We start from the raw sequence: 18,663 nt of genomic DNA, 5'->3' as shown, positions 1-18,663 counted from the left end.
CGACATTGTGATGAACCGGATGCTGCGCCCCGGCGTCGGCGCCCGGTCCTAGGCTTCTGGGGTGACGACCGACACCCTGAACCGCGACATCCTGCGGCTCGCGGTGCCGGCGCTCGGCGCCCTGATCGCCGAGCCGCTGTTCCTCATCGTGGACTCCGCGCTCGTCGGCCATCTCGGCGTCGAGCCGCTCGCCGGGCTCGGCATCGCGTCTGCCGTGCTGCAGACGATCGTCGGGCTCATGGTGTTCCTCGCCTATTCGACGACGCCCGCCGTCGCGCGCCGGTTCGGCGCCGGCGACCCGTCTCGCGCGGTGTCGGTCGGCATCGACGGCATCTGGCTCGCGCTCGGCATCGGGGCGGTGCTCGCGCTCGTCGGCTACGTCGCGACGCCGCTGCTCGTCGGCCTGTTCGGCGCGTCGCCGGAGGTCGCCCAGCAGGCCGAGATCTACCTCGGCATCTCGATGTGGGGCCTTCCCGCGATGCTCGTCGTGTTCGCCGCGACCGGTCTCCTGCGGGGCATGCAGGACACCGTCACGCCACTGTGGATCGCCGGACTCGGCTTCGCCGCGAACGCCCTCCTCAACTGGCTCTTCATCTACGGCTTCGGGTGGGGCATCGCGGGCTCCGCGATCGGCACCGTCGTCGCGCAGTGGGGCATGGTCGCCGCGTACGCGGTCGTCGTCGGGCGGCTCGCGCGGCGGCACGACGCATCCATCCGTCCTCAGCGCGAGGGTGTGCGCGGCTCTGCACGTTCCGGCGGCTGGCTGTTCCTGCGCACCGTGTCGCTGCGGTTCGCGCTGCTGGCGACGGTCGCCGTCGCGACCGGGCTCGGCACGGTCGAGCTCGCCGGCTGGCAGGTCGCCTTCACGATCTTCTCGACGGCCGCCTTCGCGCTCGACGCACTCGCGATCGCCGCGCAGGCGCTCATCGGCAAGGGCCTCGGTGCCGAAGACAGGCCTCTCGTCCGCCGCGTGCTCGGCCGCACCGTCGCGTGGGGCGCGTGGTTCGGCGTGATCACGGGTGCGATCATCGGGGCGCTGTCGGGCGTCATCGGGCTGGCCTTCACCGGCGACGCCGGCATCGCGACCCTCGTCCAGCCCGCGCTCATCGTGCTCGCGATCGCCCAGCCGGTGTGCGGAGTCGTGTTCGTGCTCGACGGCGTGCTCATCGGCGCCGGCGACGCGAAGTACCTCGCGATCGTCGGGGTGCTGAACCTCGTGCCCTTCATCCCCGCGCTCGCCCTCGTCGCGTGGCTGCATCCTGTCGGGGCGGCCGGGCTCGCATGGCTCGCCGTCGCGTTCTTCGGCGTCTACATGCTCGCCCGACTCGCCACCCTCGGCTGGCGCGTGCGCGGTTCGGCCTGGCTGTCCGTCGAGGCGTGACGACAGGTTCCGCGCACCGAGGTATCACGCCCGCTGCCGACCGCTCCTGAGTCACATGGCGTCCATCGCGGCCGCCGGAAGGAGCCTCCCGTGTCCGGCACCGGAACATTCGCGTTCACCGTCCACCCCCGTGCGCGTCTGCGCGAGGACCTCGCTCGCGCATGGCGGCCGCTCGGACTGGTGCCGGAGTCCGTCTACGACGCCGCCCTGCGGCGCCTGCCGCTGCCGCCGATCACGATGGCCGGCGCGCAGATCGGCGGCGAGCGCGTCGGTCACGTCGTGCTGGTCCCCTTCGGCGCACGCCATCTGCTCTCCGACATCGAGGGCGGCCGGCGGCGCGTGACCCGCGCGGTCGACCGTGGCGCCGCTCTCGGCGCAGACGTCGTGGGACTCGGCGCGCTCACCGCGACGGTGACGGCCGGCGGCGCCAGCCTGCGCGGACGCTCCGACATCGGGGTGACGAACGGCAACGCGTTCACGGCGGCGATCGTCGAGGACCAGATCCGGATGCTGCTCCCCCACGTCTCGGCGCGCGCCACACGTCCGCACATCGCAATCGTGGGCGCCAGCGGCAGCGTGGGCAGCGCGGTCACCAAGCTGCTCGCCCGCGACCCCGCGGAGGCACGGCTGACGCTGATCGCCCGCAGCGCACCGCGCCTGGAGGCGCTCGCGGCGTCGGTCGCCGGCGACGTCGACGTGACGGTCGCGCTCACGATCGATGCGGTACAGGGCGCCGACCTGGTCGTGCTCCTCACCGCCTCGGCCGACACGATCCTCGGCCCCGACCACCTCGCGCCCGGCGCGGTCGTGCTCGACGCGACCCAGCCGCGCAACACATCGCCCGCCCTCGCCACCGCGCGGCCCGACGTGCTCGTCGTCGACGGCGGCATCGTCTCGATCCCGAGCCTGCGGCTCACCGGTGGCGAGATCGGCCTGCCCGACGGCCGCTCCTACGCCTGCTTCGCCGAGACGGCGATCCTCGCCCTCACCGGCCACCGCGGCCACTTCTCGATCGGCAACCCCACCCTCGAGCAGATCGACGACATCCGCGCTCGGGCCGGCGAACTCTCACACCTCGGCTTCCGCATGGCCGCCCCGACGAGCTTCGGCGCACCGGTGGTGCTCGAGCGACGCGCGACGGTGATCGCATGACCCGCGTGGTGCTGCTGGGCGGGGGCTACGTCACCCTCCACGCCTACGCGACCCTGGCGCGCCGTGCCGGGCGACGACTGCGGCGAGGCGAACTCGAGATCGTGGTCATCTCGGCCGACACCGCGCACCGCTTCCACGGATTCACCGGCGAGCTGCTGGCGGGGATGATCGACCGCGACCGCGTGGCCACTCCGCTGTCCGAGGCGATGCCGCTCGCGCGCATCATCGAGGGCCGTGCGGTGCGCATCGACGCCGCGGGCCGGTCGGTGTCGTACCGACGCCACGACGACGGCGACGTCGAGACCCTGCCCTACGACCACCTCGTCGTCGGCACCGGGGCGAGAGAGCCGGTCGCCGAGGTCCCCGGGCTCGCCGAGCACGGCTACGCGCTGCGCGGCCCGGACGAGATCGCCGACCTCGCGGACCACCTCGCGACGGTGCCCGGATCGCCGGTCGTCGTCGCCGGCGGCGGGATCGCGGGCGCCGAGCTGGCGGCGGCCATCGCCGATCGCGGACACCCCGTCACCCTCGTGCACTCCCGCGGTCGCCTCGTCGGCGAGTGGTCCGATCAGCCACGGCTGGCGGCCCGCGCCGCGCGGGAACTCGAACGACTCGGGGTGCGGGTGGTGACCGGCGTTCGGCTCACCGAGGTCACGCCGACCGCGGCGCAGTTCTCTGACGGGTCGTCGCTCGCGACGGCGACGGTCGTCGCCACGACCGGCCAGCGTCCCGTGCGCATCCCCGGGCTCGACGCCTGGCGCGACGAACGCGGTCGCCTGCGCACGCAGCCGACGCTCGCGGTCCGGTACGGCGTGTGGGCGGCGGGCGACGGCGCGCGGGTCGAGCATCCTGTCACGGGCGAGCCCGTGCCCGCCAACGCGCTGTGGGCGATGAAGGGCGGCGACCACATCGGCCGCGCGATCGCAGGGCGACTGCGCGGACGGACGGCGGGGCGCTTCACCTACCGCGGGCTCGGGCGCGCGGCCTCGTTCGGCTTCGGTCGAGGCATCTCGGAGCTGTACGGGGTGCCGTTCACCGGGGCACTCGCGTGGATCCTGCGCCTCGGATTCTTCCTCCGATTCATGCCGTCGCGTACGCGGGCAGCGGGCGTCGTGGCGGACCTCTCGCGCTTCGCGTTCACGCCGCGTCGGCACGCCGCGACGAGCGCGCCTCAGCCCGTCTCCGGGCTGACGACGTCTGCCGCCTGACGCCCGGGCTCACGCCCAGCGGCGGCACCACTCATACATGACGACGGCCGCGGCGGCGCTCGCGTTGATCGAGCGGGTCGAGCCGTACTGCTCGATCTGGACGGTTCCGGATGCTGCCGCCAGCGCCTCCGGCGACAGCCCGGGTCCCTCCTGTCCGAAGAGCAGGACGCACGCCTCGGGCAGATCGGCGGCCGGCAGCGGCAGCGACCCCTCGACGTTGTCGATCGCGATGACGGGCAGGGACGCGGCATCCGCCCACGCGGTGAACGCCTCGACGGACTCGTGATGGCGCACGTGCTGGTAGCGGTCGGTCACCATGGCTCCGCGGCGGTTCCAGCGGCGCTTGCCGATGATGTGCACCTCGGCGGCGAGGAACGCGTTGGCGCTGCGCACGATCGAGCCGATGTTCATGTCGTGCTGCCAGTTCTCGATCGCGACGTGGAACGCGTGGCGGCGTGTGTCGAGGTCGGCGACGATGGCGTCCATCGTCCAGTACCGGTAGGGGTCGACGACGTTGCGGGCGTCGCCGTTCGCGAGCAGCTCGCGGTCGTACCGCGGATCGTCAGGCCACGCGTCCGGACCACCCGGCCACGGCCCCACGCCGACCGGCAGCGTCGGCTCGGCCGGCTCGGCGGCGCTCGGGTCGGGCGGGTTCACCGGCCCAGGCTATCCGCCGCGACGCGCACCCGGCGATCGGGGGATCAGAGATGCGGTGTCTGATGCCACTGGCTGCGGCGCGTGTCCGCGAGCGACGCCGGCCACGCGCGGTGGCTCCGCCGCGGGCCCCGGCGACGGGGCCCGGCTGCGCGCGACGGCTGACTCCACCTCGAAACAGAGGATTCGCACCGAGACCCAGAACCGCGTCCCCGGTCTCAGCCGAGCTCCCTTGTTTCGCCGACCGACGGCGCGGTCGCGGACTTTTCGGTGCGCCGAAAACAGGGTACGTTTTCGGTATGCCGAAAACTGTCGAGGATGTCAGCACGCCGACGCCGCTCCTGAGCCGGCGCCTGTCGATGCCGCGCCTCGCGTGGCTGATCGGCCCGGCGCTCGTCGCGGGGGTCGCGTACCTCGACCCCGGCAATGTCGCGAGCAACATGACGGCGGGCGCCCGGTACGGGTACCTGCTGGTGTGGGTCGTGGTGCTCGGCAACGTGATGGCCTGGCTCATCCAGTACCTGTCGGCCAAGCTCGGCATCGTCACCGGCCGCAGCCTCCCCGAGACCCTCGGCCACCGCATCGGCAACCGCTGGGGGCGTCGCGCGTACTGGCTGCAGGCCGAGCTCGTCGCGATGGCGACCGACATCGCCGAGGTCATCGGCGGGGCGGTGGCGCTCAACCTGCTGTTCGGCGTCCCCCTGCTGTGGGGCGGTGCGATCACCGGCGCGGTGTCGATCGCGCTCCTGCTCATCCAGTCGCGGCGCGGCCCCCGCACGTTCGAGTTCGTCGTCATCGGCCTTCTCGCGATCATCGCGATCGGCTTCTCGTTCGGCGTGTTCGTCGCCCCGCCCGACGGCGCGAGCGTGGTGGCGGGTCTCGTGCCGCGCTTCGAGGGCACCGACTCGGTGCTGCTGGCAGCCTCGATCCTCGGCGCCACGATCATGCCGCACGCCATCTACGCGCACAGCGCCCTGGCCCGTGACCGCTTCGCCCCGGCACCGGCGACGGCCGGCGCGGCCCTCGGCGGCGACCGACTGATGCCGCGCGGCTCCCGCGCTGCCGACGCCCCGATCGGGGCCCCGGCAGACCCGACGCTGGCCGAGCTGCGCGGCATCCCCACCCGTCGCCTGCTGCGCGCGACGAAGTGGGACGTCACGATCGCGATGCTCATCGCGGGCACCGTCAACCTCTGCATCCTGCTGCTCGCCGCGGCGAATCTGGCCGGCGTCCCGGGCACCGACTCGCTCGAGGGTGCGTACGCCGCGCTGTACGCGGGGCTCGGGCCGCTCGTCGCGACGCTGTTCGCGGTGGGGCTGCTGGCCAGCGGCCTCGCCAGCACGTCGGTCGGCGCGTACGCCGGCGCCGAGATCATGCACGGCCTCCTGCACATCCGCGTGCCGCTGCTCGCCCGCCGGCTGGTCACGCTGATCCCGGCACTCGTGATCCTCGCGATCGGCTTCGACCCGACGGTCGCCCTCGTCCTGAGCCAGGTGGTGCTGTCGTTCGGCATCCCGTTCGCGCTCATCCCCCTGGTCGCGCTCACCGCCAACCGCGAGGTGCTCGGCGGGTACCGCAACCGCGTGTGGACGACGATCGCGGGGATCGCAGCATCCGTGTTCCTCATCGCCCTCAACGGCGTGCTGCTGTACCTGGTGCTGACGGGCGCGTGAAAGTCCGCCCGGTACCCTGAAACCGTGGCCTCCCCTGCGATCGACGACTACCTGAAGACGATCTACCACCACACCGAGTGGCAGGACGACCGCATCACGCCGTCGCAGCTGGCCGCCGAGCTCGGCCTCGCGCCGTCGAGCGTCACCGAGATGGTGCAGAAGCTCGCCGCCCAGGGGCTCGTCACGCATCGCCCGTACGGGCCCATCGCGCTCTCCGAGGAGGGCGAGCGCCGCGCTGCGGCGATCATCCGCCGTCACCGCCTGATCGAGACGTGGCTCGTGAGCGAGTTCGGCTATGCGTGGGACGAGGTCCACGACGAGGCCGAGGTGCTCGAGCACGCGATCAGCGACCGGCTGCTCGAGGGCATCGACGAGCGGCTGGGGCGCCCGCGCTTCGACCCGCACGGCGACGCGATCCCGGATGCCGCGGGCCACGTCCACCGCGAACCCTTCGTGCTGCTCGCCGCGGCGCCGGTCGGACACGTCGGCCGTGTGCTCCGCGTGAGCGACCGCGACCCCGAACTGCTCCGGGCCGTCGAGTCGGCCGGCGTGGCCGTCGGCACGACCGTGACGGTGACGGATGCTGCGGCCCTGCGCATCGGCACGGCGTCGGTGTCGCTTCCCGACGCCGCAGCCGACGCCGTCTGGCTCAGCGCCTGACCCGCTTCCCCTTCCACCAGTCGCCACGACACGCCGGGTGGCCGACCCGGCCCACGGCGTGTCGTGGCGACTCGGGAGGAGCCCGGACCGGGGCGCGGGCCCGTCAGAAGAAGATCACGCCCGCGAGGTAGCTGACGCCCATCGTGCCGAGGCCGACCGCGAGGCTGCGGATCAGCATGCGCAGCGCCGACAGGCGGCCCACCCCCGCCGCCACGAGCGAGGTCAGCGCGAGCGACACGACGACGGCGACGATGATCGCCCACGTCTCGATCGCGACGGGGGCGTAGTACGTGATGAGCACGGGGATCGCCGCGCCGATCATGAACGCGATGGCGGTCTCGATCCCGGCCCACCAGGGCGCCGAGCGGTGCGTGATCTCCTCGAGCCCGTGCTCCGCGTCGAGCTGAGCGCCGAGCGCGTCGCGCGCCGTGAGCTGCTGCGCGACCTCGAGCGCCAGATCGGGCGCGAGCCCGCGCGACTCCCAGTGGGCCGCGAGCGTCGCGAGCTCCCCCGCCGGGTCCCGCTGGAGCTCCTCCTGCTCGCGCGCGGCGATCTCGAGCTCGGACTCGCGCTCGGCGGCGACCTCGGCCCACTTCGCGCCGCCGGCGCTCAGTCCGCCGGCGATCATCGCGGCGATCGCGGTGAACAGCAGCAGGCGGTCGCCGGCGCCGGCCCCGGCGAAACCCTGGAGCAATCCGGCGGTCGCGATGATCCCGTCGTTCGCGTCGATCGCCCACGAGGTCTCGCGCACGCGCGCGATGAAGCGCGACCACAGCGACGGGGCGACCTCGGCCATGCGACCTCCCGCGGTCAGTCTGACAGCCGGGGTCGCGGCATCCGTGTCCCGACACAGAATCGGAGATTCACGACGACACGCCGGGAACAGGATGCTGCGCGCCGGCGTGTCGCGCAGCACCTCCGATGCTGGGCGCGCCGGGTCAGCGGCGCGCCGCCACCTCGAACGGCCAGCGCACGCCCGTCGCCGTCTCGGCGACGTCCCAGAGGCGCGCGGCCACGACGGGGTCGCGCGTGATCTTCGACGCGGTCTGCTTGCGGGGCTCGCCGCGCGAGCCGGTGCGCGGACCCCAGAACTCGCCGCCCTCGATGTCGGGATCGGTCAGGGCCCGCACCAGCGGCCAGGCGCCGTGCTCCTTCGACTGCGCCATCGCCGCCTGCAGGTTGTCGCGGAAGCGCTTGGCGCGCGACGGCTCGTTGACGCCGACGATGCCGGGGGTGCGGCCGCCGGTCGAGTAGCCCGGGTGGGCGACGACGCTCGCGACCGGGATACCGGCCGCGCGCAGGCGTCGGTCTGCCTCGAAGCCGAGCGCGGTCGTCGCGACCTTCGACTGCACGTACGCGCGCCAGGCCGAGTAGTCGTCGACGAGCTGCGGGTCGACCGGGTCGTACGGCGTGAGCGAGGTCGACATGCTCCCCACCCACACCATGCGCCCGTGGGCGTCGGCGAGGGCCGGCAGGAGCTCTCCGGCGAGCGCGTAGTGGCCGAGGGCGTTGGTCGCGAACACGACCTCGTGCCCGTCGATCGTGGTCTCGCGCGACTTCGGGGCATGGACGATGCCGGCGTTGAGCAGCACGCCGTCGAGAGGGCCTTTGCCGCGGACGCTCGCGGCGGCGGAGCGCACCGACGCGAGGTTCGAGGTGTCGAGGATGAGCGGCTCGGTCGCGTCGGGTGCAGCCTCCGGAACGCGGCGGCGGATCGCCGCGCGCGCGGCCGACAGCCGGTTCGGATGGCGCGCCGACATGAGCACGTGCGCACCTGCGCGCACGAGCTGCTCGGACGCGAAGTAACCGAGGCCGGCATTGGATCCGGTCACGAGGTACACGCGTCCGGAAAGGTCTGGGAGGGTCCGGGGGTCCCACGTCACGGGAACGACCCTACGCCTGCCCGCCGCCTAGTCTGGACGCATGCGGACCCGCGCGGATATCGAATGCTGGCTCACCGACATGGACGGCGTGCTGGTGCACGAGAACACCCCCATCCCCGGGGCATCGGATCTGCTGCAGCAGTGGACCGATCAGGGTGTGCCGTTCCTCGTGCTCACCAACAACTCGATCTTCACGCCGCGCGATCTGTCGGCCCGGCTGCGGGCGTCCGGACTCATCGTTCCCGAGGAATCGATCTGGACCTCGGCCCTCGCCACCGCCGACTTCCTCAAGTCGCAGATGCCCGGCGGCTCGGCCTTCGTCATCGGCGAGGCGGGCCTGACGACCGCCCTCCACGAGGCCGGCTTCATCATGACCGAGACCGACCCCGACTACGTCGTCGTCGGCGAGACCCGCAACTACTCGTTCGAGGCGATCACGAAGGCGATCCGGTTCATCGGCGCCGGCGCCCGCTTCATCGCGACCAACCCCGACGCCACCGGCCCCTCGACCGAGGGCGTGCTGCCGGCAACGGGTGCGATCTCGGCGCTCATCACCAAGGCGACCGGCATGGAGCCCTACGTCGTCGGCAAGCCGAACCCGATGATGTTCCGCTCGGCCCTGAACCGCATCGGCGCGCACTCCGAGAACACCGGCATGATCGGCGACCGCATGGACACCGACGTCGTCGCCGGCATCGAGGCGGGCCTGCACACCGTGCTCGTCCTGACGGGCATCAGCGACGCCGCCGAGATCGCCCGCTATCCCTTCCGCCCCGACGAGGTGCTGAACTCGGTCGCCGACCTCCTCGACCACGAGCCCATCGAGTCCGAAGACCCGGAGCTGCTGTAGCCACGAGCTCCCGCAGGGCGCCACGCCCGCAGCATCCGTCGCCCTTGTCCGCCTTGCCTCCCGCTGCGACAGGTCGACCGGCGCTCCACCGGAGAAACGCGGCGCGTTCCTCCTGCAAAGGCCCGGTTGACCTGTTGAAGGAGGGGGACACGGATGCCTCGGGCCCGGCACCGATCCCACCCGCGACCTCCGCGTGCTCACAGCCGCAGCATCCGTCCCGCTGCGACAGGTCAACCGGGCTTCCGCAGGAGAGTTCAGGCATGAGCCTCCTGTCGAGCCCCGGTTGACCTGTCGAACATGCGGCGAGGACGGATGCTGCGGCCCCGGGCCTGCGCCGGCTGAAGTGCGGCGGGCTTCCGCAGCGCCCGCCGCACCTCGTCAGGCCGCGACCGTCGCGCGGACGTCGAGGTCGGCGGTGTCGAGGCGGGCGCGCACGTCGGCGTCGAGGACGAGCTCGGACGCGGCGAGCGCCTCTTCGAGCTGCGCGACGCTCGAGATGCCGACCACGGGGATCACCGGCACCGCCCCACCCAGCAGCCACGACAGCGCGACCTGGTTCGGGGTCGCGCCGATCTCGGCGGCGACGTCGTGCAGCGCGCGCACGCGCTCCCGGTTCGACGCGTGCCGCATGGGCGCCCACATCGGCTTGTCGTCGCGGGCGAAGGCGCCCTGGTGCAGGGGCGAGTACGCCGTGATGGTGAGCGGCGGCCGGCCGTCGGTGCCCGCGGCGGCGACGTAGTCCAGGAGCTCGACCGACACGTCGTTGGTGCGCCCGGATCCCGGGCTCGGGTAGACGTAGCTGTACCCCTGCTGCACGACGCCGTACGGGTCGACGCCCTGTCGCAGCGCCTCGTCGCGCGCCTCGATCAGGCGCCACAGCGCGACGTTCGAGATCCCTGAGATGCCGACGAGCCCCTCGCGCTGCAGCTGCCCGAAGGCGGCGACCGTCTCGGCGATCGGCGTCTCGCGGTCGTCGACGTGCCCGTACAGCACATCGATGCGGTCGACGCCCAGGTGCTGCAGGCTGAGCCGCGCCTCGCGGGCGACGACCTCGGCCGACAGCCCCTGGAAGTTCGTCGGCTCGACGTTCTGCAGCGGCAGCGCCGGGTCCTTCTTCGCGGCGCCGAGCTTGGTCGCCAGGCGCACGTCGCCGAGGCCGCCCCGCCGGCGGATCCACGCGCCGAGCACGTCCTCGCTGTCGCGGCCGTGCCCGCCGACCCAGGCGTTGTAGTTGTTCGCGGTGTCGACGAAGGTGCCGCCGGCGTCGGCGAAGCGGTCGAGGATCTCGAGAGACGCCCTGGTGTCGGTGCGCGTGCCGAAGAACATGGTGCCGAGGCAGAGGGTCGAGACCTCGAACGAGGTCGTGCCGTTGGAGATGGTGCGCAACTGCATGAGGTGCCCTTTCCGTGGTTCGTGGTCCCATAGTGGATCGCGAGCGGTCTGGGACTACGATCCGATTTCATGGTAGAAACCCATACCAATCCGGTCGCATGGGAGACGCTCCTCGACCTCGCCGCGTACGACGGTCCGCGTCACGTGCGGCTGGAGCAGGCGGTGAGGGATGCTGTGGCCACCGGCCGCCTGACGCCCGGCGCCGCGCTTCCCCCGAGCCGACTGCTCGCGACGTCGCTCGGCGTCTCGCGGTGGGTGGTGACCGAGGTGTACGGGCGGCTCACAGCGGAGGGCATCCTCGAGGCCCGGACCGGATCGGCGACGCGGGTCGCAGCATCCCTGCGCGCCACCGCTTCGCGACCCGAGCCGGAGCATGTCGAGCCGCTGCGCCGGCCCCGTTACGACCTCGCCCCCGGCGTCCCCGACCTGCGGAACGCACCCCGCGCGCTGTGGCTGCGCGCGATGACCGAGGCGCTCACCGAAGCCCCCGACGCCGAGCTGTTCCGGATCGACGGCGACGTGCCGGCTGCGCGTGCGGCGCTCGCCGCCTATCTCTCCCGGTCGCGCTTCGCGCGCGCCGACGCGGACGCCGTCCTCGTCACGCACGGCGCAGCCGACGGCATGCGCCGCGTCGCCCGGGCACTGCGCACCCTCGGCCACACCGCGCTGCTCGTCGAGGACCCATCGTGGCAGCGCATGCGGCAGGTCGCCGCGGCGGAGGGCCTCACCTCGGTGCCCGTTCCCGTCGACGGCGACGGGGTCGACGTCGCGGCGCTGGTCGAGGGATCCGTCCGCACCGGCGCGCGCGCCGCCCTCGTGACGCCCGCGCACCAGTTCCCCACGGGCGTGCCGCTGTCGGCCGAGCGCCGCGAGGGACTCGTCGCCTGGGCGCGTGCCCGTGACGGGGTCGTGATCGAGGACGACTACGACGCCGAGTTCCGCTACGACCGGCGCCCGATCGGCGCGCTGCAGGCGATGGCGCCCGACCGCGTCGTGCTCGCGGGGAGCCTCAGCAAGACCGCGACGCCCGCGCTCGGGATCGGCTGGCTCGTGCTGCCGCCGTGGCTCCGCGACGCCGTGCGCGACGCGGGAGCGGCGGCGCCGTCGACGCTCGATCAGCTCGCGCTCGCCCGCTTCCTCACCTCCGGCGGCCTCGACCGGCACCTGCGCGGCGCTCGCACCCGCTACCGGCGCCGGCGCGAGGCGCTCCTCGCGGCGCTGGAACGCACCATGCCCGAGTGCCGCGTGTCGGGCATCGCCGCGGGACTTCACGTCGTGCTCGACCTGCCTCCCGGGGTGCGCGCGGCCGCGGTGGTGCGCGCCGCGGAACCCCGCGACCTCGGCCTCACCGACATCCGCCGCTACCGCGTCTCGCCCGACGCACCCGCACCCGAGCGCCTGGTGCTCGGCTACGGCGACCTCGCCGATCCCCTCGTCGACGAGGCGGTGCGCCTGCTCGCCGACACCGTACGCGAGGTCGCCGCGCGCGACGTCACCGGCTCCGGGTAGGGTCGCGGCATGGGTGCGCTCGACGACGGCGAGATGGTGGAAGCGACGGATGCTGCGGCCTGGCGTGCGTGGCTCGACGCCCACCATCGCACCTCCAAGGGGGCGTGGCTCGTGCGGGCGCGACCGGGCTCGGACCTCGAGGTCATCGGCTACGAGGACGCGATCCTGCAGGCGCTCTGCTTCGGGTGGATCGACGGCCCCGTGCGCTCGTTCGACGAAGAGCGCGGAGGGCTGTGGTTCGCGCCGCGGCGTGCGACGAGCGGCTGGGCGGCGACGAACAAGGCGCGCCTCCTCCAGCTCGAAGAGGCCGGCCTGATCACCGAGGCCGGCTACCGGGCGGTCGAGGTCGCCAAGGCGAACGGCGCCTGGACGGTGCTCGACAACGCGGAGGCGCTGCGCGAGCCCGACGACCTCGCCGCGGCGCTCGACGCCGAACCCGCTGCGCGCACCGCCTGGGACGCGTTCCCGCCGTCGAGCCGCAAGCTGGGCATCTCCCACGTCGACATGGCGCGACGACCCGACACCCGGGCCGCGCGCGTCGCGAAGATCGTGGCGGACGCCGCGGAAGGCAGGCGCCCGTGATCTCCGAGACCGAGCAGACGCTCCTCCTCGTGACGGCCGCGATCATCACGCTCGGCACGCTCACCGTCATCATCTGGCAGTGGTGGCGGGGCCGCGGCAAGCGCGACTGAACACGAACCGCCCCGACGGCTGACCCGGCCCCGCCGCCCGTCAGCCCTTGTGCTGCTCGCGGTAGGCGCGCGGACTCATGCCGTGCGTGCGGCGGAACTGCCGCGAGAAGTAGAACGGGTCGTCCAGCCCGATCCGGCGCCCGACCTCGGCGACCGGCAGATCGGTCGTGTCCAGCAGCGCCCGGGCCCGCGCCATCTTCAGGGCCTGGTGGTGTGCGTGCACACCGCCACCGGTGGCCTGGCGGAACAGCGCGGCGAGGTGCGACGGCGACACCCCGACCATGGCGGCGAGCTCCGCGACCTGCACGCGCCCGTCGACACGCTCCTCGAGATAGCGCATCGCACGCTCGACAGGTGCTCCCTCGCTCGGCAGGGCCCGATCGACGACGAGCTGGGTGAACAGGCGCCAGGCCATTCCCGACGTCGCGACGAGACGCGCCGGCGCCGGTTGGAGAGCGAGCGACACCGAGATCTCGTCGAGCAGGGCGGTGACGCGCTCGACCTGGCGCAGCGACAGCGTCAATCGGTCGGGACGAATACCGGCCGCCTCGATGAGCTCGAGCACGTCGGTCCCGCGCACGTGGCACCACCAGATCGTCCAGGGATCGGTCGCATCCGCGCCATAGGAATGGGCCACACCGCCCGGGATGACGATCGCCGTCGAGCTCCCCACGCGCGTGCGGATGCCCTCCGCTTCCACCCATCCCGACCCGGCGACGCACACGATCACGATCGTCTCCGCCGCTCCCTCGCGGCGATGCCGCCCATGGTGTCGCGCACGCGGGAAGTACCCGGCATCCGTCACCAGCATGCGCCGCGTCACCGGGCGCGTCAGCGCTGCGTCGACGAGAGGACGCGGGACGACGCTCAGCCGCTCCCGCTCGAACCCCTCCGCACGCTCCATTCCGGCATCCTGTCATGAACCGCCGTCGGATCGTCCAGGTCGACGCCACGATCCGCCATGGTTGCCGGGCCCCGGCACGCGTAGCTTTGCCGGGTGACCGACGACGACACCCGGAGCCGCATCGAGCTCCCCGAAGCTCCCGCCGATCAGGCCGCGATCCTCGCGGCGGGCGGAGTCGCGTGCTGGAGTGAGCCCCTCTGGATCGACACGTACGAGCCGGGCGACCCGGATCCCTACCCGCTGTTCCTCGACCGCCGCGTGTACCAGGGGTCCAGCGGCAAGGTCTACCCGCTCCCGATGATCGACAGCGTCGCGCACGAGAGGGCGCCGCGGCAGTGGCAGGCCATCCACCTCGAGAACGCCTACGTGCGCCTGACGCTGCTGCCCGAGATCGGCGGCCGCATCCACATCGGTTACGACAAGGTCGCGGGCTACGACTTCTTCTACCGCAACAACGTCATCAAGCCCGCGCTCGTGGGGCTCGCCGGTCCGTGGATCTCGGGCGGCGTCGAGTTCAATTGGCCGCAGCACCATCGGCCCGCGACCTTCCTCCCGGTGGACACCCGCATCGAGCGGGAGGCCGACGGCGCCGCCGTCGTATGGCACAGCGACCTCGACCCGTTGCAGCGCATGCGCGGCGTGCACGGGGTGCGGCTGCGGCCGGGATCGTCGCTGATCGAGCTGGAGGCGGCACTGCACAACCGCACCGACCTCCCGCAGACGTTCCTGTGGTGGGCCAACGTCGCCGCGCGTGCGCACGAGGGGTATCAGTCGTTCTTCCCCGACGACGTCGCGTTCGTCGCCGACCACGCGCGGCGCGCGATCGCCGCGTTCCCGCGCGCCGACCGTCCCTATTACGGCGTCGACTACCCGGCGCTCGCGGCGGAGCGGCCGGACGCCGACCGCATCGACGTGTACAGCAACATCCCGGTGCCGACGTCGTACATGATCACCGACACCGACGACTCGCTCTTCGGCGGCTACGACCACGCGGCCGATGCCGGTTTCGTCCACTGGGCGGACCGCGCGATCTCCCCCGGCAAGAAGCAGTGGACGTGGGGCGACGGACCGATCGGGCGGGCCTGGGACGACCAGCTCACCGACGACGACGGCCCGTACGTCGAGCTCATGGCAGGCGTCTACACCGACAACCAGCCCGACTTCAGCTGGCTGCTCCCCGGCGAGACCAAGCGGTTCCGCCAGTACTGGTATCCGATCCACGCCACCGGAGCCGTACGGCAGGCGACGACGGATGCTGCGATCGGCGTGCGCGCCGACGGCGACGGCACCCTCATCACGGCGATCGCGACGCGCACGTTCCCGGCGGCGGTGCTCGAAGTATGCCGAGGCGGCGCGACCGTCGCGCGCTGGACCGCCGACCTCGGCCCCGACGCGCCCTTCACCGCCGTCGCGGACATCGCGGTCGATGCCGAGGGCCTCGAAGTCCGTGTGCTCCACGCGGGCGAGACCCTCGTGTCCTGGCGGGCGCGAGCCGGGAACACCGGCGAGCCCTGGGTCGCGACGGCGCCGCCCCTGCCCGAAGACATCGCGTCCAACGACGAGCTGTACTCGACGGCCGTGCACCTGCTGCAGTACCGCCACCCCACCCGCTCAGCGGTGCCGTACCTGCACGAGGCGCTGCGGCGTGACCCCGGCGATTCCCGCGCGGCGACCGCGCTCGGATCGTGGCACCTCGCCCGCGGCGAATACGCCGCGGCACGTGATCTGCTCGAAGCAGCCACCGCGCGGCTCACCCGACGCAACCTCAACCCGCGTGACGGGGAAGCGGCCTACCTGCTCGGCCTCGTTCACGAGCGTCTCGGCGACGACGGCGCGGCGGACCGCTCGCTGGCGAAGGCGGCGTGGAACGCGGCGCTCGCGCCGGCCGCCATGCTCGCACGGGCACGCATCGCCCTCCGCACGGGCTCCACGGCCGCCGCGCTCGACCTCGCCCGCTCGGCCGCGCCGATCCCCGAGGCGGGGCGGATCGAAGCCCTGGCTCTCGCCCGCTGCGGTGAGTTCGCAGCATCCGTCGCCCGCGTCACCGAACTTCTCGACGCCGACCCGCTCGACCCGGCGACCTGCGCACTCGCGGGCGAGCCGATCGACCGCGACGCTCGCACGGCACTCGACATCGGTGCGGAGCTCGCGCGAGCAGGCGCCGTCGACGAGGCGCTCGCGGCTACCGCAGCCGCCGTCGAGCGCACGCCCTCGGCGGGTCTCGCAGGCCCGCTCCGCCACTACCTGCGCGCGCACTGGCTCGAGCGAGCCGGACGCGCCGACGAGGCCGCAGACGAGCGCACCCGCGCGCGCGGGACCTCCGCCGCGCTCGCGTTCCCCGCCGGGCTCGACCACGTCGACGCGCTCGTCGCCGCGGTCACCGCCGGCCCCGACGACGTCGTCGCGGCGGGACTCCTCGGCATGTGGCTGCTCGACGCCGGACGTCACGCCGACGCGCTCGCCCACCTCCGCTCCGCGACCCAGGGCGGCTCGACAGACCCGGTGGTGTGGCGCAACCTCGCGATCGCGCTCGTCGCGGTCGACGGCGACGAGGCCGCAGCCGACGCGGCGCTCGCCCACGCCCTGTCGCTGCGCCCGGACGCGCGGCTGCTGCTCGAGCGCGACGTGCTCGCGGTGCGGAGGGGGACGGATGCCGCGACCCGGCTCTCGCTGCTCGAGCCCCACGCCGTCCTGCTCGATGCCCGCGACGACCTGGCGGTGCGCCATGCGAACCTGCTCCTCGATGTCGGGCGCACCGACGAGGCGTGGATCCTGCTCACGACCCGCCGCTTCCGTCCGTTCGAGGGCGGCGAGGGTCTCGCGATCGCCGCGTTCGATCGCGCGTCCTGCGCACTCGCCGAGCGGCTGCTGCGCGAGCCGGCGCCTGCGGAAGCCGCGACGCTCCTCGAGGCGGGCTTCGTCCCGCCGCGCACCCTCGGCGAGGGACGCCATCCGGCCGAGCGCCCGGTGCAGCGGTGGGTGCTGCTCGGCGTCGCGCGCGCGGCCTCCGACGACTCGGCAGGTGCGACAGAGGCCTGGCGCACGGCCGTCGCGCCGTCGCCACTCGCGGTGGCGCCGCGCGCGGCCGACGAGTCGACCTACTGGACCGGAGTGGCGCATCTGCACCTCGGCGACGCGTCCAGCGCGGCGTCCGCGTGGGATGCCTTGGACGCGCGTGCGACGGCGCTTCGCGCCGCGAGCGACGAGGTCGACTACTTCGCCACCTCGGTGCCCGAACTGACCTCGTTCGACGCCGCCACCGCGACGGCGCGAGCACTCATGGCGAACACGCTCGAACGGCTGGCGGAGCGCGGACGCGCACAGCAGCTGGCAGCGCGGTCCGCCGAGGTTCCGGAGAGGACCGGCGCATGACCGAGCGATACCTGGGATCCGGCACGATCGAGCAGGACGAGTCCACCCTCACCGGACCCGTGCCGGGGCATCTGCCGCGGCGGCTCACCATCACCCTCTGGGACTTCTCCTGGTACACGCAGGCGGGTCCCGGCGAGCCGTACGCCGATCTCGACGCGGCGGTGGCGGAGGCCGCTTCCCTCGGCTACAACGCCATCCGCATCTGCGCCGCCCCGCTGCTGCTGTTCGGCGGACTGGGGCTCTACGACGTCGCCCGCGACCTCGAGATCGGAGGGCTCGGTCCGTCCCCGCTCGGCGGATACTTCGGCCGGCGCACCCGGTGGTACGACACTGCGGGCGGCTACCGCATCGACCTTCGGGCGCGCCTTCTCGCGCTCTTCGAGTCCGCCGCCGCGCACGGCATGGTGATCATCCTCGCCAGCTGGGAGTACCAGCAGTCGACCGCGTTCGCCGCCTCGCCGGCATGGTTCGAAGCGATCGACGCGGTGCCGCTCGCCGATCGGTACGGCGTCCTCTCCGACGCCTGGGACGCGATGATCGAGTGGCTCACCGACCACGGGCACCGTGATCGCATCGCCCTCGTCGAGCTGCACAACGAGGTGGACTTCTCGATCCTTCCCCCGCTCGAGGACGGTGGAGCGGAGGAGGTGGCGCGGCTGAGGACGCAGCATCCGGATCTCCCCATCACCGCGAGCTACGGCAAACCGCCCCACCTCGCCATGCATTCACTCCCCGACGGACTGGGCGCGGCGCAGTTCCACGTGTACAGCTACGGTGTGCTCGACGCGCTGCAGCAGCGCATCGACATCCGCGCGGAACGAAGCGAGGGCTTTCCCAACACGGCGCTCCGGGAACTGCTGCGCAGTGACGCCCCGTCTCTCGCGGAGTACGGTCGCGCCGCCGAGTGGAAGTACCGCGCGACGGTCGTCACGGATCAGATGATCTACGGCTACGACTGGATCGACCCCGTCGCGTGGGATGCCTGGCTCGTCGACCGCTACCCGCCGTACGAGCACCTCATGCGGCGCGAGATCGCCTCGCGGACCATCGCCATCGCCGCGTGGGCGCGCTGGCAGGGCGTCCCCGCGGTCGTGGGCGAGGGCTGGGTCGGCTACACGCCACTGCACGGCACGTTCGAGGAGGGCCCGATCGGCCGGTCCCTCGCCGAGCACGGCGTGCGCACGGCGCTGGACCACGGCATCTGGGGAGTCGTGCTGTCGTCGAACGCCGCCCCGCACCACCCGATGTGGCAGTTGCGCGACTGGCAGCGCGAGCTCAACGCCGAGATCCTCGCCCGCTGAGCGGCTGAACGGCTGAGCGGCTGAGCGGCTGA

General features: G+C 73.0%; 15 protein-coding genes. 10 read left to right on the top strand and 5 right to left on the bottom strand.

What is annotated here, in order from left to right:
- Positions 1-61: 61 nt before the first annotated feature.
- From ACFC1K_RS03490 to ACFC1K_RS03480, 3 genes are all read left to right on the top strand, one after another.
- The gene (locus ACFC1K_RS03490; RefSeq protein WP_375870445.1) at positions 62-1,381 is read left to right on the top strand and encodes an MATE family efflux transporter; all 1,320 of its coding nucleotides are present in this window, start codon (positions 62-64) and stop codon (positions 1,379-1,381) included.
- Positions 1,382-1,471: 90 nt separating this feature from the next.
- Positions 1,472-2,533 (top strand): saccharopine dehydrogenase NADP-binding domain-containing protein, encoded by a 1,062-nt coding sequence (locus ACFC1K_RS03485; protein ID WP_375870444.1) that lies wholly within the window; start codon positions 1,472-1,474, stop codon positions 2,531-2,533.
- Positions 2,530-3,741, top strand: coding sequence for an NAD(P)/FAD-dependent oxidoreductase (locus ACFC1K_RS03480; RefSeq protein WP_375870443.1), 1,212 nt, complete (start codon positions 2,530-2,532; stop codon positions 3,739-3,741). Before ACFC1K_RS03485 ends, ACFC1K_RS03480 begins: the two co-directional genes overlap by 4 nt.
- Before the next feature lie 9 nt (positions 3,742-3,750).
- Here the strand turns inward: ACFC1K_RS03480 and ACFC1K_RS03475 are convergent, their stop codons facing one another.
- Positions 3,751-4,398, bottom strand: coding sequence for a TrmH family RNA methyltransferase (locus tag ACFC1K_RS03475; RefSeq protein ID WP_375870442.1), 648 nt, complete (start codon positions 4,396-4,398; stop codon positions 3,751-3,753).
- Positions 4,399-4,754: 356 nt separating this feature from the next.
- Here ACFC1K_RS03475 and ACFC1K_RS03470 point away from each other — a divergent pair, with 356 nt between their 5' ends.
- The gene (locus tag ACFC1K_RS03470; RefSeq protein WP_375871147.1) at positions 4,755-6,068 is read left to right on the top strand and encodes an Nramp family divalent metal transporter; all 1,314 of its coding nucleotides are present in this window, start codon (positions 4,755-4,757) and stop codon (positions 6,066-6,068) included.
- A gap of 24 nt (positions 6,069-6,092) precedes the next feature.
- Complete coding sequence (locus ACFC1K_RS03465) at positions 6,093-6,728, top strand: metal-dependent transcriptional regulator (protein WP_375870441.1); 636 nt, start codon at positions 6,093-6,095, stop codon at positions 6,726-6,728.
- A 103-nt stretch (positions 6,729-6,831) separates the two neighbouring features.
- Here the strand turns inward: ACFC1K_RS03465 and ACFC1K_RS03460 are convergent, their stop codons facing one another.
- Positions 6,832-7,524 carry a VIT1/CCC1 transporter family protein gene (locus ACFC1K_RS03460; RefSeq protein WP_310286465.1) on the bottom strand — a complete coding sequence of 231 codons (693 nt, stop codon included), beginning with the start codon at positions 7,522-7,524 and terminating at the stop codon, positions 6,832-6,834.
- Positions 7,525-7,666: 142 nt separating this feature from the next.
- On the bottom strand, positions 7,667-8,611 hold the full coding sequence (locus ACFC1K_RS03455; protein ID WP_375870440.1) for an SDR family NAD(P)-dependent oxidoreductase: 945 nt from the start codon (positions 8,609-8,611) through the stop codon (positions 7,667-7,669).
- Positions 8,612-8,651: 40 nt separating this feature from the next.
- Here ACFC1K_RS03455 and ACFC1K_RS03450 point away from each other — a divergent pair, with 40 nt between their 5' ends.
- Positions 8,652-9,461, top strand: a complete 810-nt coding sequence (locus ACFC1K_RS03450) for an HAD-IIA family hydrolase (protein WP_310286469.1) — start codon at positions 8,652-8,654, stop codon at positions 9,459-9,461.
- Between the two features lie 378 nt (positions 9,462-9,839).
- On the opposite strand, the gene ACFC1K_RS03445 is transcribed toward ACFC1K_RS03450, so the two are convergent.
- On the bottom strand, positions 9,840-10,853 hold the full coding sequence (locus ACFC1K_RS03445; RefSeq protein ID WP_375870439.1) for an aldo/keto reductase: 1,014 nt from the start codon (positions 10,851-10,853) through the stop codon (positions 9,840-9,842).
- Positions 10,854-10,922: 69 nt separating this feature from the next.
- On the opposite strand from ACFC1K_RS03445, the gene ACFC1K_RS03440 reads away from it, so the two are divergent.
- Positions 10,923-12,362: a PLP-dependent aminotransferase family protein gene (locus ACFC1K_RS03440; protein ID WP_375870438.1), complete on the top strand. Its 1,440-nt coding sequence runs from the start codon at positions 10,923-10,925 to the stop codon at positions 12,360-12,362.
- A gap of 9 nt (positions 12,363-12,371) precedes the next feature.
- Positions 12,372-12,944, top strand: a complete 573-nt coding sequence (locus tag ACFC1K_RS03435; RefSeq protein ID WP_375870437.1) for a YdeI family protein — start codon at positions 12,372-12,374, stop codon at positions 12,942-12,944.
- Between the two features lie 150 nt (positions 12,945-13,094).
- Here ACFC1K_RS03435 and ACFC1K_RS03430 read toward each other — a convergent pair whose 3' ends face one another.
- Complete coding sequence (locus tag ACFC1K_RS03430) at positions 13,095-13,958, bottom strand: helix-turn-helix domain-containing protein (RefSeq protein WP_375870436.1); 864 nt, start codon at positions 13,956-13,958, stop codon at positions 13,095-13,097.
- Positions 13,959-14,051: 93 nt separating this feature from the next.
- On the opposite strand from ACFC1K_RS03430, the gene ACFC1K_RS03425 reads away from it, so the two are divergent.
- Positions 14,052-17,330 carry a DUF5107 domain-containing protein gene (locus tag ACFC1K_RS03425; RefSeq protein ID WP_375870435.1) on the top strand — a complete coding sequence of 1,093 codons (3,279 nt, stop codon included), beginning with the start codon at positions 14,052-14,054 and terminating at the stop codon, positions 17,328-17,330.
- Complete coding sequence (locus ACFC1K_RS03420; RefSeq protein WP_375870434.1) at positions 17,327-18,631, top strand: cellulase-like family protein; 1,305 nt, start codon at positions 17,327-17,329, stop codon at positions 18,629-18,631. Before ACFC1K_RS03425 ends, ACFC1K_RS03420 begins: the two co-directional genes overlap by 4 nt.
- Positions 18,632-18,663: the final 32 nt, after the last annotated feature.

Source organism: Microbacterium sp. NPDC056057 (assembly GCF_042266945.1).
In the GTDB taxonomy this organism is placed as follows: domain Bacteria; phylum Actinomycetota; class Actinomycetes; order Actinomycetales; family Microbacteriaceae; genus Microbacterium; species Microbacterium trichothecenolyticum_C.
Note: the sequence above shows the minus strand (reverse complement) of the source record. Positions and strands in the feature narration are given on the sequence as shown.